Source organism: Paenibacillus xylanilyticus, from assembly GCF_009664365.1.
Taxonomy (GTDB): Bacteria; Bacillota; Bacilli; order Paenibacillales; family Paenibacillaceae; genus Paenibacillus; species Paenibacillus xylanilyticus_A.
In genome coordinates, this window is record NZ_CP044310.1 from 3,969,098 (window position 1) to 3,985,139 (window position 16,042).

The window sequence follows — 16,042 nt, forward strand, 5'->3', positions numbered from 1 at the left end:
GGACCGGATCTTGTATCCGGTCCTTTTATATTTACCCGGATTTCTGAGGATTACAAACAGGTGTATTTTGGTAACTTAACGTCATATGAATGCTTGGAGTCATTCATTAAGTTGTATGAAGCATGTAGCCAATGCCGCGTACGGTATGGATCAATTTAGTATCTCTCCCTTTATCCACCTTAACTCGCAGATGTTTAATGTATACGTCCACTACGTTGGTATCCATCGCAAAATCATACCCCCACACTTCCCTAAGAATTGCACTACGCGTACACGCCTCATTCACGTGTCTGGCCAAAAATTCCAACAGTTCATATTCTTTAGGTGTCAACATGAGATATTCCCCTGCACGGCTTACCCTGCGTGAACGCAGATTCACTTTAAGATCATGCACGACGATGACCTCTTCATCCGTTCGGGCTGCATTCGAGAAGACACGGAGTAAATTTCGAATTCTCGCCATCACGATTTTCCACTGAAACGGTTCAACAATGACATCATTCGCGCCTTGATCAAGCCAAGCGACGATCTGTTCCGGGGTTGCCTGTGGTGTAATCACGACAATTGGTACGACGCCTTCCTTGTACTCCATTAGCCATTGCAGTTCCTCCACAATGGAATTGTCATGCTCCTCATCCACTACGCCAATAATCATGCTGCAGGTTTCCAGCCCAGCATCCTGTTCCTGATACAGTTCTTCCCACTTAATATCAAAAACGGAGTAACTTTCGGTACACAACACTTCCTTAATCGAGTTCGTTCGGTCTTCGGCACCAATAAGTAAAATGGACGTTTTCATTTCGTTTTCACCCGGCCTGTCTCATACCGCTGACAAGGTGTAACATGACCAATTTGCTAATCATTTTCACCTGAAGTACAGCAACCTTTGTTTGTTTAGCATGCCGTAAAACGAAAAAGTCCATTCCCCTATAGGGAACAGACTCGAGAAATTAATCATTTAGCCAAAGTATCGATGTACGAGTGTACGAGCTTCTGCAGTATCTTTTGTACCATGAACCAAAACACGTCCATCCTGAAAAATAACCAATCGATGCACCCCTGTCTTAAAAGAGATCAGGAACGGATTGACTTCAACTGGTCCTTCATCAAGCCTTCTCAGACGCTCAGCCGTATCTTGAAGATTCAGCTTCATGGAGCGAGAAGGACGAATCTGTACCGTATCCCTACCGCATAACACATCGGTTTTCTCCAGATTGGCAGCGGAAAGGTAAGGATAAGAAGCGGTATTTCCGCAGGAAGGGCAATCTGCTTTTTTGGCCCCATCCACATTTATGGATATGTACTCATTCCGCCATACATCAAACGACAACAGCTTACGCCGCAGCGCACCTTCATTACCGCTAAGAAGCTTCATCGCTTCTGCTGTCTGGTTCGCCGTTACCATCTGCACAGCCTGGGGTATAATCCCCGATGTATCGCAAGTATCTCCACCGAGCGGTACCTCGCCAAGTAAACAGTTCAGACAAGGGGTATCCCCAGGCAGGAATGTATAGGTGATACCATAACTCCCCACACACCCCCCATAAATCCAGGGAATGCGGTATTTCTGGGACATGTCATTAAGCAGCAGCCTTGTATCAAAATTATCCGTGGCATCCATGATGAGATCTGCATTTTGAATGAGATCCTCCAGCTCGTCTGCACGGACATCCATCACCTTGCCTTCAATGACAACCGAGGAGTTGATATCACGCAGGCGTTTTTGGGCTGCCATCGCTTTTGGCATTCGCTGAGCTGCATCCTGCTCAACATAGAGCTGCTGTCGCTGCAGGTTGCTCCATTCCACATAGTCCCGGTCCGCAATGGTAATGTGTCCAATACCTGATCTGGCGAGCGTCTCTGCAATGCCGGTTCCCAGTGCACCGGCCCCCACGATAACAACCCTGCTGTTGTTTAGTCTTCGCTGACCTTCTTTGCCAAGCGGAGCGTATCGTTCCTGTCTCGAATATCGATCACTTTGCTCCGTTGAATTTGTTTCTTCTATCATGTATGAACCATTCCTTCCGCCGGACTGCTGGCTGCTGCATAACGCTTAACGGGTATCATACCTGCTTCATAAGCAAGTCTTCCCGCCTCAACTCCCATTCGCATTGCTTTTGCCATTTTAACCGGGTTTCCCGAACCGGACACCGCCGTATTCAGCAGCACACCATCCGCCCCAAGCTCCATGGCATAAGCAGCATCTTTGGGGGACCGCAATCCCGCATCCACAATTACAGGAACTACCGCTTGCTCGATTATGATTTCCAGGTTGTACGGGTTGATAATGCCTCTCCCAGCTCCGATCGGTGAAGCACCTGGCATGACTGCATGAACCCCAAGCTGCTGCAGCCGTTTGGCTAAAATCACATCATCCGAGATATAAGGCAGTACGATGAAGCCTTTTCCCAGCAAGATCTCGCAGGCCTTGTACGTTTCGATCGGATCTGGCAGCAGCGTGACTCCATCTCCGATCACTTCTACTTTTATCATATCACAAAGTCCTGAGGCACGGGCAAGTTCAGCGATTCGGACGGCCTCTTCTGCAGTGGAAGCACCTGCGGTATTAGGAAGTAACGTGAATCGCTTCAAATCGAGTGTATCAAGGAAGTGGCGTTTATCCCGATCTTCCAAGTTCAGGCGTCGAACAGCAAAAGTCAGCACTTCGGTTCCTGACGCTTCTACCGCTTGACTCTGTATATCCAAATCCTCAAATTTGCCCGTACCCAACAACAATCTGGAAAGAAATGAATGATGTCCTATCTTCAGCATGTTTTAACCGCCTCCCACAAAATGTACGATCTCAATTCGGTCTCCGTCTCTTAAAACAGTCGATGCATGGTGCTCCCTCATCAGAATTTGGCGATTTAACTCAACCACCACAGTTTTCACCTGCAAATTAAAAGATTGCAGCAGCTGATCCACATGATTCAAATCTTCATCAATGTTCATGCTCTGCCCGTTTACGATGATGTTCACTGCATAATCTCCTTTCTGCTCAAACGCTCCGGACTCAATTCATCAATGCCAAGCTCCTCCGAAGAATGGCCAGCAATCAAATCAGCCATCAGACTGCCGGTTATTGCGCTCAGTAAGATGCCATTTCTGTAATGTCCAAATGCGGCATATAGCCCAGGTATGCTTTTATAAGCTCCCAGATAAGGCAAACCGTCAGGAGTCGCTGGTCGAACCCCTGCCCAAGCACGGATAAACTGGGCTTGCTGAATTCCAGGGACCCAGCCAGCTGCGGATGTAAGCAGCTTTTGAATACCTTCAACAGTTACATCCCGATCCGAGTGTCCTGGTAAACTGGTTGCTCCGATCCAAACTTCTCCGTTTGCTTTGGGGACAATGTATACATTATCTGCATAAACCGTCTTGTCAGGTCTGTAATCTGCATCATGTTTCGCATATTGAATTGCTGCAATTTCACCTTTCACTGGAAGAGTGGGCAGGTGAAGACCCACCTGCTTCAATATCTCTCCACCTTGTAATCCAGCTGCGACAACAACCTGCTTACACGTTAATCTTCCAATCGACGTTTCCACAGCCTGGATTCCGCTCGAATCGGCAGATAGACTTACATTCTGTACACCTTCGATTACTTTGGCGCCCATTGTTTGAGCTGCGCCCGCATAGGCATGTGCCAAATTGACAGGAAGAAGTTCACTTTCTGAAGCTCTATACAGAGCCCCGAAAGTTTCCTTGCTTATCCACGGGGCTTCACGTTGAAGATTGGAATGATCCCACCACATTTGCTCTGTAAGCAAATCTGTACTTCTTCTGTTATCGCAATACTTTTTCATCTCGTCTTCATTTCGAAATGGTGTAATGAATCCATTCTGCTGCAGGCCAATTTCAATGCCGCTTAGTCGTTGAAGCTGTTCTCTTTGCTGATGCAGTCGTTTTCTACTTTCATATGCTAGCTTTGACATCAGAGTAGTATGAAACGTCTCGCTGTCTGCAGCTAACATGCCCGCTGCGGCAGAAGATGTCTCACCTGCAATACGTGCACGCTCGATTAAAATCACTTCTTTACCTCGTGAAGCTAGCTCATACGCGATGGCACAACCTATAATGCCGCCTCCCACAACAATCGTTTCGGCATGAAGCTTGCCACGAAGTTCTCCACGTAATTGGGCCGTAAAAGCTGCTGCATTTCGGTAAAGTCTGCCACTTCGTCTTCGCCCTCTGGCTTCTCCGCTCATTCATTCACCCCCGCGTTCCGTCTTATTTTCTACCGTTCAATAGCCTGCCTCAAGGCTGCTGCTGCGCGTTGCGGATTATCACTGGTCCAGATAGATGATATTACTGCCGCACCACTTGCTCCGGCTGCACGTACAGCTGCTATGTTTGCCGGTCCAATACCGCCAATGGCAATTACGGGAACGGAAACAGCTGAGCATATTTCAGACAGTGCAGATAGCCCTCTCGGCTTGCTCCCAGGTTTACTGCTGGAGGAAAATACATGACCATAAAAGAGGTAATCTGCTCCCCGTTCTTCAGCTACTCTAGCTTCGTGAAGAGAGTGAACAGAAATGCCGAGACGAAGTCGATCGCTTTTGTTCAGGCTGCTGCCTTGGATAGTCGCCAAATTGGACTGGCCCCAATGAACCCTCTGAAATGCTACATGTTTCTCCAACTCATTCAACTCACATAGACCATTGATCACGATCCTATCAGCTGGAATTCCTGCGTACAGCAAACTGTACGCCCATTGGATTTTTTGTTCAGTGGTTAAATGTTTCTCCCGGATGTGAATATAGTCAAGCCAGGGCCATAAATTCGTTGCAATCTTTACAAAACGTTTTTCATCCCCTATGCCCGGCGAAACAGCATGCAGCTCAAACGATAATGAATTCACAAGTTTCCTAGAGATATCCGTTTGGTTTCACCTTCCCTGCCGTCACAATATGTAAGCACAAAAAAGCCACTCCCGTAGGGAGTGGCCGCGATAACATGTCAAGTTAGTTAAATGAGCTTTACATGCCAGTTGTCAGGTATACAAGCTATTAAACCATATACGAGACACCTTCATGTTCCACTTCTGAGCATTCACATTCGCTTCAAAATCGAATATTAATTTGCCCATATCATTAACTAAAACGCGCCACTTCCCTACGCTGGTATAATCCAGATCAGGTGCAAAGGGTCCGGAATCGCATTATTCCATCTCAGCCGCAACGAGCGGCCCCCCTAGTGATCGTATGAAGTTGTAGCCTATGTTACCATAGACACCTTTTTTTGTCACCGTTGATTTTTCAAACTCTTGTCGATGAATATTTTGATTCTAGAGCACTTCATTGCTGCGGAACAATTAGTTTTTCTCAGACCAGGCTTCGACGTCCCATGTTTTGGTGACCCAATCCTGATAAAATTCAGGTTCATGCGAAACGAGCAGTACTGTACCTTTAAACTCTTGCAGAGCTCGTTTTAGTTCCGCTTTTGCTGTTACATCCAGGTGGTTTGTTGGTTCATCAAACAGGATCCAATTGCTTTCACGCATCAGAAGCTTGCACAAGCGCACTTTCGCTTGTTCTCCCCCGCTAAGCGCACTCAGCGGACGAGTGATGTGCTCGTTTTTCAAACCGCAGCGTGCCAAATGTCCTCGTACTTCATTCTGTGTCAGATGGGAGAATTCGTTCCACACATCTTCAATCGGTGTAATATTGCCAGCACGGACTTCCTGTTCAAAATAAGCCGTCTCCAGATAATCCCCCAGAAACGTTTTACCGCTAATCGGAGGTATTTTCCCCAAGATGGTTTTAAGCAGCGTCGACTTACCTACACCATTACATCCAACAATGGCTATCTTCTCACCACGTTCGATTGTCATTGTCATTTTAGGCAGCAAAGGGTAGGAATAACCAATCTCAAAATCAATTCCCTCGAATACTGTTTTGCTGCTGGCACGGGCATCTTTGAATTTAAATGTCGGTTTTGCCGCTTCATCCGGGCGATCGATTCGTTCAATCTTGCCCAGCTGCTTCTCGCGGCTTTTGGCACGTCCGGATGTGGAGGCTCTTGCCTTGTTACGCTGAATGAAATCTTCCTGTTTCTTAATATATTCCTGCTGTTTCTCATAAGCATCGATATGTTGAGCTTTTTGCATATCGGCCATTTCGAGAAACTTATTGTAGTTGGCAGCATAACGCGTCAATTTAGCAAATTCCAGATGGTAAATGACGTTAACGACTTCATTCATGAACTCCGTATCATGCGAAATCAGGATGAATGCATAAGGATAATCTTTTAAATATCGTGTTAACCATTCGATGTGCTCTACGTCCAGGTAGTTGGTTGGCTCGTCCAGCAAAAGAGCCGTCGGTTTCTCGAGCAGCAACTTGGCGAGCAATACTTTCGTCCGTTGTCCCCCGCTTAGTGCAGCGACGTCACGATCAAGCCCAATAGCGGATAATCCGAGGCCATTTGCCATTTCTTCCACTTTTACATCAATCAAATAAAAATCGCCCTGCTCAAGCTGCTCCTGGATTTCACCCATTTCTTCCAGCAATTTTTCAAGCTGGTCTGGATCTGCATCAGCCATCTGGTCTGTAATGGCCATCATTTCCTTTTCCAGCTCAAGCAGGGGAAGGAAGGCATCTTTTAAAACGTCACGGATTGTTTTGCCAGGAGTCAGCTTGGTATGCTGGTCCAAATATCCGTACCGGACCTTTGGTGTCCACTCTACTTTCCCGCTGTCTTTCAGCAATTTTCCGGTCAAAATGTTCATTAAAGTGGACTTTCCTACACCATTAGCTCCAACCAGGCCTACACGCTCTCCTGCAAGTAAACGAAAAGATACATTTTTAAATAACGTGCGGTCACCAAAATTGTGACTGACGTTTTCCACTGACAATAAACTCATGAGATGAGGTTGCTCCTATCTATTTAACATTACTTTTTATTCGGTATAGTTGATACCGGTCAAGTTCTGAACTGAAACCCTATTTTAGCACAGGACCTGCCTTTTCTGAAAGCAATGTAGTAGGCGCAGCAGCCTTACTTAGTGAACAACCTTGTTAATGTAGCAATTCCCCTCAAAATACCCCGCCGCCGCGGCCTGCTTCGCATCGGTAAAAACTTCTTCAGCTCGGAAGTTATTCTTACAAGTTGCTGGATAATAATACTTTATGCCGGTAGAAGGTTCTAGCCCTCCAATGACTGCAGTTCTTTTAACCAACCTTCCACCACCGATGGCATAGGTGTTTACCTTCTGGCTCCCTACAGGCAAGCCCTGAATAAAGGCCATGATCCCCGTATCATTAATCGTATTGTACCAATCCTCCTGGGAAATAAGAGGCAGGGTAAACGTATAGGATATCCCGTTTCTTCTTGCAAACTCATTATGCCGATTAATGACTTCGGCGAGATTCTCCTGCACGCTCATGACGATGCGAGTTTGTCTGACCTGCTCAAACGAATCTGAATTTTTAAGCAATGGAATTCCACTAGTCGAAGCAAGTTCTCTTTGAAAACCTTCAATCCATTTACCCTGAACGGCATCATAGGCATATACATAACCGTCAAGTGTAAAATTAATGCTGCTTCCGTCTGAATCTGAATATGTATAGGGCATTTTAGGACTCCATACCTGGTGGTACGAATCATTAGTCTCACCAGTCAACTCCGCTTCCTTTGCTAAGATATAATAACCATCGTAATCCAGTACAACTATGGCCGGTATGTAATCAAACAGTGCTTGAATCGCCTTTGGATCATCATGTATGCCCATATTCAAGGCCATCGTCTGACTGAATGTCTGAAGTGCCAGTTCCTTATCGGCCTTTACGAATTTGGTGGAATCATAACCTGCCTCACTGTTTTGCTTCTCATTCTGGTGCATTACGTTTCCCGCGTCCAATACAGCTGTTTGGAGGGCCGATCTATATCTTTGATTAAGAAGCTGAGCTTCATCCGCATCATGAGTATTCTGAGAAACCAACCAAAAAAAGGGTAGAAATATTAGAACAAACACAATGGACAAATCAGTAATCTTCATTGAGAACCATGCCTCCATAAGTGGTAAACACTGCTGCCGCAGGAGCCGTACCATTCAGCCACTCGCGAATCAGCATGGCTGATGTCCGATTGGTATTTTTGAGTGTAACCGTGAAGAAGTCACCCATGGTCAGAGTGTATCTACGAAGCGGATCATCGGCTGCATACGTGCCCGAGACAGGGAACAATTTTTCTAAGATTTGAGCTGAGTAATATGCATCCTGTACCGTCTCATACGTTCCTGTAAATGTATCTTGATCCATCGGATCCGTGTAGTGAGGAACATATTTTTTGTGCAGATGCTCCATGGTAATCTCGTAAACATTGCCTGTTCGCGCCAACTGTTCTTCAAATTCGGCATACATCCCAGGAGAGATATAACCTTTCGTTCTGACCGAATCCACAAAACGGGTAACCGTCTGATATGTGACCATTCGCGCTATATCGTCTTGTCGATCTGCTGTTTCCGCAGTCGGATATACATATAGCAGAAGTACTGCCAGCATAACTGCTAGCAGCTTGGATACAGCATTTATCAATTGATACTGGCCTCCCTCCAAAATGCAATTCGAAGCAATTCCCCGCTATCATCTCTCATAAACTCCGGTTTATAGGAAGCGGACAGGTAAACAGGTATAATCGCACTTCGATTGATAAGCGGGTCTATCGTATACGTTTTCCCGTCAACCTGCACTTCGACCGCTGTACCCGTCATTTGTCTAACCGTATGTAACACCTCAGCTCCACTGTAACGAATTGGTTTGCTTATTCTTAATGTTGTATTTATTCTTCCTTCCATGTCTTCATTCGTGTGTACGCTGGAACTCAAAGCACTGGCCAATACGCTAACACTTTGCTGTCCATACAGACAGGCTGTTACAAACAGGACAATGGCGGTACAAAACAACATGAGTTGCTGTGTATTCTGGGACAATGGAAACCAACTCCTGTCAGGATTGCTGGAAGATTAGTCCTCTGACCACATTTGATTTGTCTTTTACGATTACAGCCTTGAACTTTCCACTTGGGTTAACGTATTGATTGTCCTTTTCACTCATCGTCTGATTAATACTGCCCACTTTGTTATCTGGAGCAATGACTGAACCGTAATCAGCATTATTAACATCCTGAGAAATGTTCAACTCATTGCCATACCACTGACCACCCTTGTTTTTTCCTGTAATGACCTGGATACCAAATTGATCCTTGTCCGCATACTTACGCAGTGCGTTAGTAACCTGGGAGCCACTGATCGTTGTCCCGTCATACACCGTAAATGCTGCCTGAGATAATTCTGTCTGAATATCCGCAAAATTGTTTTGCGCTGTTTTGGTCGCCTCCTGAGCAGAAATAAACAGAAGTACCACAATCGTAATAAGGGCAATCGTCAAAAAGATCCCTGCGGCTACCTTTAAAGCACTTGAAGCATTGTTCATGTTAAATCCTCCTATGTTTTGATCAATAAATGTATATCAGCCTGAACGGGTTCAACCTGAACCGCTACAGTTTCTGAATTTGTTCATAATAAATGTTCATTTGCAGGAAGCTCATACCAACAAGCGGGATCACCAGATAGAGAAAAATAAGGGCATACATAGGTGCAAAGCCAATCATTCTGCCCCATGAGGCTTTTACATCGATCATTCTGGTATACTCCTGCTTCCGTTGATCAAAATAAAAAGCCATCATGCTGTCCAGATCATCAAACGCTTCCCGGATCGAAATTTTACCCAGCGCAAGCTGCAGTTTGTCTACCAAACGCTGAAACTCAGGCAATCCTGCATCCTCTTTCAGCTGCTCAAGTGCATTTTCGGGTCCATGTTCAAAATGCAGCAGACATTTTTGCAGTGGTCGTTTGAAAATGACGGCAAAGCGATTAAGCCATTCCAAAATCTCTTCAACGGACATCCGGTCCATCTCACGCAAAATGGAGATCACCGTCTGATATTGGTAAATTTCATGCTTCATGTCCATGCTTCGCATTTTACGCTGGAACATCATGAGCCATATGGGCATGTAATATCCGGCTGCGCCGATAATGATGGCAATCAGCAGCTCCCACCAGTGCAAGTACTGCTTGTTGTATATTTCGAGCTTTTGAATGATGCGCAGACTCGTTTCAGTTTGTTTATCAGAGTCTAATGGGATGGAGGAAACCTGTTGTAACATGTTAAACACGTCATCATAACTAGTTCCACGTTTCATGCCTAACCGCTCCATTACCTCTCGGTCCAAAGCTGTTTTTTCGGCAGCCTGCTTCAGTTCCGCTTCGGCCATCGCTCCAAACATGCGGTCATCTCTTACCGGATCGTATAGAACATGATTTCGTTCGATATGATGAAGCAGTAATATACAACTGATAGCCAGTGCAAAGGAACACACAAATAACATCAATCTGCGGATCGCCAGCCACTCGTATTTTATTTCAGCGCTGCTCTCCCTCATCAACCTTACGGTCTGGGTATAATTTGTACTTCCTGGTTTGGCAGCAAACAACATGGCCAGTTTACGAATGAATTTTTGGTTGTACAAAAAACGGTCCATGAAGGAAGGTTTGTGCCCTGATCTGAATCGCGTTTCATCGTAATGCTGAAGTCTCTGCAACAGCAAGTAGGCCAAAATAATGATGATATAGATTGATATTTTGGTTATAAATCCAAGCTTGCTGCGGTAAAACTCATCCATGGTCGGGAAACTTCCTCTCGCCCAGCGTTCAATGGGAGCCGTAAATAATACCGGAGCCAGCGCAATCATGTTTAATCCTTTTAAAAGGTAATCCAACTTGTCCCGCCGTAAAATTTCCAAATGAATTTCCTGAGTCAGGTTTCCCAGACCTTTCAGGTATATTGAACCTTGAGCCCTGTCCTTGTCCCCAAACTCCATCACCATATAGGATATACCAGCAAAAGCCTTCAGAAATCGGTTGGGGGCTATCTCGTAATACCTTTCCAACGCTTCATTGGGATCTGGTGAAGTCAGTGCCTCATAGATTAGCAGTACCTGATCGGCTGCTTCACCCATACCAGCTTCTCCAGCTTCATAGAGTGCTTCTTCGATCATCCCGTGCTGGTGGTATCGATGTCGCACGTCCGCAAACAGATCCAACATTTGGACCAGCAGCCGTTTCTCTGTGCGATTCAGCCACAAGTCCACGACAAGACTATGGATTACGACAGCGCAAAGTACAGACAAAATGACGAAAGCAATCCCTGGTTGCATGAAGAACAGCACAATACTAATACTTCCATATCCTCCCGCAACAATCAGAACAACACTCATGGTCATACGTCGTAAAGATGCTTCGTCTCCAACATGTCTGAATGAGATCCGCTTCTGAATTAAATAGATGTAAGATGCCAAAATCGGCACCCTCGTACCCCAGCGATAGGACTGAAGCAGAAATGACCTTAACCGGACCGTTCGATTGGCAGCAGGAGTTGTTGTTCCAGAAACTCTACCGCTTAAGCCCTTCCCTCGCTTTTGAAAGAATTGGAGAGTCAGGAGTGTAATCACAAACCCGGAGATACATATGCCCAGCAAAAGGATAAGCCACGATTTAGTTGTCATGCATATCACCCCAATGCCGCTCAATAAACTGTTCAAACTGTGCAGCATCGTGCAATGTCATTTGGTCCCGCATATCCATGATGCAGCTAGGTGACAGGGGAGCGGTTACCACATATTCGCCGTCTTTGTATTCAATCACATTCCGAAAAGCAAACCCTGCCCGTTCTTCCACACTGTCCACCTGATCAGCACGAGGCAAGCACTCTGTAATTCGCTCTATGTATCTGCGTCCCTCAGGATCCTTTTTCATGTGCACATCAAAATTGATGACACTGACGACCTGTTCCTCAGCAATGTGCTCATGTTGAAACATGCCTGTTTTGAGCAAAGAGTTGCGGAGCGAGAATACCAGATCCCGGAACGTCTTGGCATGGTGGGTAAACAGAGTGAACAAACTCGCCACCTGCGACATTTGAATCATCCAGGCAGCAACCTCATCACTCGCAACCTCTCCCAGAATGTTGACTGTTCCATCTGTTTTTTTCTGCAGATCCAGTCCTTGTTGACCTGAAATATGTTCCGTCTCCCGAAAGCTCAAAATATTACGACGACTGTATATTCGACGCAGCTGCAGCTCAAATGCCATCTCTTGTACACGCAGGGTGTATGAGGCATAGATATGCTTGACCATCGCCATTAGCAGCGTCGTTTTACCAGAGCCCTGAGCACCAGTCACAGCTGTAATACGACTTCCTTTCATGAGATACTGCAGCAATGTGATTGGCAGTTCGGCATTGCTGCCGGTTATTAACTGCTCAAGCGACGCATTGGGAATATCGAATTTCCGGACAAAAAATGCCCAGGATTCTGCAAAAGGAGGCCGTACCACAACTACACGAGAGCCATCCTTCATTTCGTTAACCTTATATCCATTCGCTTCAGATAACTGACCAGGATAATTAAATTTATAAATATTCTGGCAAACCCTCTTCAGCTCCCGTGTACTGCCAAACGATAGAAATGAAAGATGGATCGACTTTCCTTTGTAAAAAATCCAAACACTTTCCATACCACTTAACGGAACTTCAACAGGCGTATCCTCCAAGCCATCTTCCAACAGATCATTCCAGGAAGCCGGGTGCTTAATTCCGATATCCTGCATGGCATCCAGCATACCGCTAACCCCACCACTAACCCCGTCAATTCGCTGGTCTCTGATTTCATCTACAACCGAGAAGCCTTTGTAATGCTGGTATATCCGCTGAACGATAATATCCGTTTTTTCTCTAAATCCGAGTTCACGGTATTCGCACTCAAATACATACCGGATATCTTCCTCGGAAACATAATATCCACCGCCATCCTCAGCACCATCCTCCAATCGGAGTCTGCCCAGATCGTAAGTGTCAATCAAGCGTGACAAGGCATCGACGCCGAACTGCTGTCGGTACAGGTAAAAGACAATTTCAAACTGGTCTTGAACGGATAACAGCTCAGGTTCTGCAAAAAGGATGACTTCATCCACATTGGTTTTATTTAGACCTATGTTTCGAGTAAGTAAGTCAGCGATCAGGTTCTTTACATAGGTTTTGTCACTTATGCTGCCAGAGACGCAGCCTTTCAGCGCTTTTCTCATCTCGGCACGCTGATTGATTCTCCTGCGATATTCTTCTTCATGAAGACCGATATCCGCAAGCTGACTATGACTTAATTCATGCAGCGAGTTCTTCACCTGTTCAGTTAGCATTTCAATCGTAAATGCCTCGCGTTCAGGAGTTCCTGCATTTTTTTGCCGATGGAATGATTTCGTTTTGATCCAGATGTATGTCAAAACAGCTATTACTATAAAACTGATCCCTATCGTATTCCAGAGCATTGGAGGTTCAGGCTCCCCTTTCCAGCCTTTTCAGAACAGTACGCATACCTGCACCATCCATAATCAGGCGAGCAAGTTCAGCCATACTGGCGGCCATGCTCCCTTTTCGAAGATCTCTACTGTCACACAATCCTTCAAGCTGCAGATACGTAGCCGTATCCCTCCGATTCACAGCATCCAGAAATGCAGTCGTATAAGGCACAATGGATATGGAGCCTTTGTAACGGAAACGTCGGCGGATGTTGTTAAGAGTTGCCCTTGCTTGCGGATCATACTTGCTGATGACAACATGCATGTTTTGGTTACTTAAGTGAACAGGTTTGATGTGTTCAAAAAACAATTCCAGATCCCGCATATTTTGTGTCAAATTCACCACAACATAATCAGCTTGAGCCAGTAGATCGGTCGCATCCATTCCATCACGGTCCACATCCAGCAAAACCATATCGTAGTACTCATTCGCCACTTCCAGCAGTGATTTCAACGTTTCCATATGTTCTGTTGGCGTACGTTCCATCTGGTTAATTCTTCCGGTCAATAAATCTAATCTATCCCGTAATAGCGGCTTCGCATAATCCTTCAAATTATGCTTATTGAGGCTTCCGCTTATATGTAATCGTTCTACTGCATCCCAACCACCCTCTTCAAATCTGAACAGACTGTCAGCCTGCCCTAATTCCATAGATGGAAGAGGTGCTTCAATACCACTGCCGACTGGGCCTGTGTTCACTAATAAAACTCGGGTCCTGTATTGAAGTGCCATGGCGTAGGCGCTTATTACTGCACTGGACGTACTACCCGAGCCAGCAAAAGGACTCCAAAACAAAATGTTGCTCATGCTCTCATCCTTTCCGCTTCCTTGATCGCTCTTCGACTTCGAACACTTTCCCAACCAGTCAATTGTTCGAATAAACGACATAGTGATTTTTTGTAGCTCCGTGACAAAGGCCCTAACCGCACCCTACGGTGATGCTCATTTTCCAATTTCACCGCAGCAGTCAGTTCATCCCATGGAAGTATCAAAGATTCGCCTGTCCAAACAAAAGGACTTCCTTCAAGATAGGCCCATAGGTAACGTTCTTCCAATTTGCAGTCAACTGCATTAATCAGAATACGCTGAAAAGAAAGCTCTGTTGGTAATGATTGCTCTTCAAGAAGCCGCCTCAACCAGCCTTTTCCTCGTTCCAGATTATAACGTTCATAATCACTCACCCAGACTCGAATATCAGCCGTTAGCCATAATTCTCTAGAGGCAAAATGGGAGGTTTCCATGTCATACAGGACATAATCATAAGCGTCCATACCTTCTCCACTAGCCTCCAGATGACTCTCAACCGCGGCCGAAGTTACAAAGTGACAGGCAATATCAAAACCCTCAAATTCAGTGATGCCCAGAGAATGGTGTCCTTCTCCAACCCCATACCCATACTTTTGTTGTAAGGTTCCATCAACCAGCAACACCCGCTTGCCTGAAGTGGCTAAAATTTTGCACAGATATAACATAAGATCATTTTTTTCACATAATCCAGCGAAAATCCAAGTTTGCACGTGACACTCAACTCCTTCCTCTTAAGCATTAATCCGTTGTTATCAGCATTAAATTTTTACATTTTGAATGTCTGCTACTCTCCTCCGGTCAACAGGCTTTTCTGTTCATCCGTATATGCGGAAGACTCCGTGGATTGATTGTTTCCATTTGTCGTTAGCTGATTGCTTCCTGATCCGTCATTCCATATGACTTCGTCCGAAGTATTGTTAGAGCGAGGTCTGCTGTTATGGGAAACGGATGATTGTGCAACATCTTGCTCAACACTTTGGGAGGGCGCTGTCATGGAAGCAGCCAGAGAGCTCTCAAGGGAACTCCGTACCTGTCTCGACAACTCCTGTTCTGCCCTCCGAACAATGTTCGGGTCACTTTCAAGCAGTTTCAGCACTTCACTATTGGCAGGGTACGTTGGAATTGCAGCTGTCTGGAACTGAGGCTCAACATACGTTAGTGCATAAATTGAAGCTTTATGTAAATAGGCATCTACGATTGCGCTGGACAGCGACAGAATCTCTTCCTCGGTCATGGTAATCCACAACGTCGCTTCATTCAGGCGCTCTACTTTCTTCTTGGACAGAAGGATATAGTCCTGACCTGTTGGAAATTGGATACGAATGTCTATATTGTCGCCTTGCGCAAGTGAAGTGGGTAATAAAACGACCTGCAATTCACGATTTCTTAGATCTGGCGGTGCTGGCGTGTCTTCATAAACCATTTCGGTGGTTATGGCTGTTCCTTTTTTCAGTTCTATTTTGGCTACTTGCCCATCCATCTGTTTGGTGCTGGACCATAAATTACGTGGCGCTTGAGCATCAGGCACTGCGATAAGCTTAATATCCTCGGGTAAGATCGGTTCTCCTGCCTCAACGTCGCGTACCGTTACCCAGCCTTGTGCTCCTGTGTTCCATTGCTGCAGCAGCTCCGCCTCTTTTTGTTCGTAAGCTGAAGCATACTGGGACTCCAGTTCAGATTTGGTGTCATTCATTGTAATTACGTTGTAGATGACATATCCCCCGAATAACAATCCTACTGCTCCCGCACCCGTTAGTCCGGCATAGATCATTTGTCGGCTTTGTTTTCTTAATTTGGACAAAAAAGGCTCTCCTTTCACA

At 45.6% G+C, this 16,042-nt stretch carries 16 protein-coding genes and 1 riboswitch; all 16 genes read right to left on the bottom strand.

Features of this window, described 5'->3' with window-relative positions:
* Window positions 1–106: 106 nt before the first annotated feature.
* Complete coding sequence (locus F4V51_RS17445; protein WP_153979020.1) at window positions 107–799, bottom strand: response regulator transcription factor; 693 nt, start codon at window positions 797–799, stop codon at window positions 107–109.
* A gap of 159 nt (window positions 800–958) precedes the next feature.
* On the bottom strand, window positions 959–2,008 hold the full coding sequence (locus F4V51_RS17450; RefSeq protein WP_153979021.1) for a ThiF family adenylyltransferase: 1,050 nt from the start codon (window positions 2,006–2,008) through the stop codon (window positions 959–961).
* A complete protein-coding gene (locus F4V51_RS17455; RefSeq protein ID WP_153979022.1) occupies window positions 2,005–2,772 on the bottom strand; it encodes a thiazole synthase in 768 nt (255 codons plus the stop codon). The genes F4V51_RS17450 and F4V51_RS17455 overlap by 4 nt, the downstream gene beginning before the upstream one ends.
* 3 nt (window positions 2,773–2,775) lie before the next feature.
* Window positions 2,776–2,979 (bottom strand): sulfur carrier protein ThiS, encoded by a 204-nt coding sequence (gene thiS / locus F4V51_RS17460; RefSeq protein WP_153979023.1) that lies wholly within the window; start codon window positions 2,977–2,979, stop codon window positions 2,776–2,778.
* Window positions 2,976–4,208, bottom strand: a complete 1,233-nt coding sequence (gene thiO, locus F4V51_RS17465) for a glycine oxidase ThiO (RefSeq protein ID WP_153979024.1) — start codon at window positions 4,206–4,208, stop codon at window positions 2,976–2,978. Before thiO ends, thiS begins: the two co-directional genes overlap by 4 nt.
* Before the next feature lie 29 nt (window positions 4,209–4,237).
* On the bottom strand, window positions 4,238–4,864 hold the full coding sequence (locus F4V51_RS17470) for a thiamine phosphate synthase (protein WP_162009953.1): 627 nt from the start codon (window positions 4,862–4,864) through the stop codon (window positions 4,238–4,240).
* A 234-nt stretch (window positions 4,865–5,098) separates the two neighbouring features.
* Window positions 5,099–5,208: riboswitch (TPP riboswitch) on the bottom strand.
* Between the two features lie 109 nt (window positions 5,209–5,317).
* Window positions 5,318–6,868: an ABC-F family ATP-binding cassette domain-containing protein gene (locus tag F4V51_RS17475; RefSeq protein ID WP_095286466.1), complete on the bottom strand. Its 1,551-nt coding sequence runs from the start codon at window positions 6,866–6,868 to the stop codon at window positions 5,318–5,320.
* 138 nt (window positions 6,869–7,006) lie between these two features.
* Window positions 7,007–8,002: a hypothetical protein gene (locus F4V51_RS17480; protein WP_153979026.1), complete on the bottom strand. Its 996-nt coding sequence runs from the start codon at window positions 8,000–8,002 to the stop codon at window positions 7,007–7,009.
* Complete coding sequence (locus F4V51_RS17485) at window positions 7,989–8,540, bottom strand: hypothetical protein (RefSeq protein ID WP_153979027.1); 552 nt, start codon at window positions 8,538–8,540, stop codon at window positions 7,989–7,991. The genes F4V51_RS17480 and F4V51_RS17485 overlap by 14 nt, the downstream gene beginning before the upstream one ends.
* Entirely contained in the window at window positions 8,537–8,935 is a 399-nt protein-coding gene (locus F4V51_RS17490) for a hypothetical protein (RefSeq protein WP_153979028.1), read from the bottom strand. The genes F4V51_RS17485 and F4V51_RS17490 overlap by 4 nt, the downstream gene beginning before the upstream one ends.
* A 16-nt stretch (window positions 8,936–8,951) precedes the next feature.
* Window positions 8,952–9,437, bottom strand: coding sequence for an ABC transporter permease (locus F4V51_RS17495; protein WP_153979029.1), 486 nt, complete (start codon window positions 9,435–9,437; stop codon window positions 8,952–8,954).
* Window positions 9,438–9,501: 64 nt separating this feature from the next.
* A complete protein-coding gene (locus tag F4V51_RS17500) occupies window positions 9,502–11,568 on the bottom strand; it encodes a hypothetical protein (RefSeq protein ID WP_153979030.1) in 2,067 nt (688 codons plus the stop codon).
* Complete coding sequence (locus F4V51_RS17505; RefSeq protein ID WP_153979031.1) at window positions 11,558–13,384, bottom strand: ATPase, T2SS/T4P/T4SS family; 1,827 nt, start codon at window positions 13,382–13,384, stop codon at window positions 11,558–11,560. Before F4V51_RS17505 ends, F4V51_RS17500 begins: the two co-directional genes overlap by 11 nt.
* Before the next feature lie 7 nt (window positions 13,385–13,391).
* Window positions 13,392–14,222 (bottom strand): ParA family protein, encoded by an 831-nt coding sequence (locus F4V51_RS17510; RefSeq protein ID WP_153979032.1) that lies wholly within the window; start codon window positions 14,220–14,222, stop codon window positions 13,392–13,394.
* Window positions 14,219–14,932 (bottom strand): hypothetical protein, encoded by a 714-nt coding sequence (locus tag F4V51_RS17515; protein WP_153979033.1) that lies wholly within the window; start codon window positions 14,930–14,932, stop codon window positions 14,219–14,221. The genes F4V51_RS17510 and F4V51_RS17515 overlap by 4 nt, the downstream gene beginning before the upstream one ends.
* A 74-nt stretch (window positions 14,933–15,006) precedes the next feature.
* A complete protein-coding gene (locus tag F4V51_RS17520; protein ID WP_153979034.1) occupies window positions 15,007–16,023 on the bottom strand; it encodes an SAF domain-containing protein in 1,017 nt (338 codons plus the stop codon).
* Window positions 16,024–16,042 lie beyond the last annotated feature (19 nt).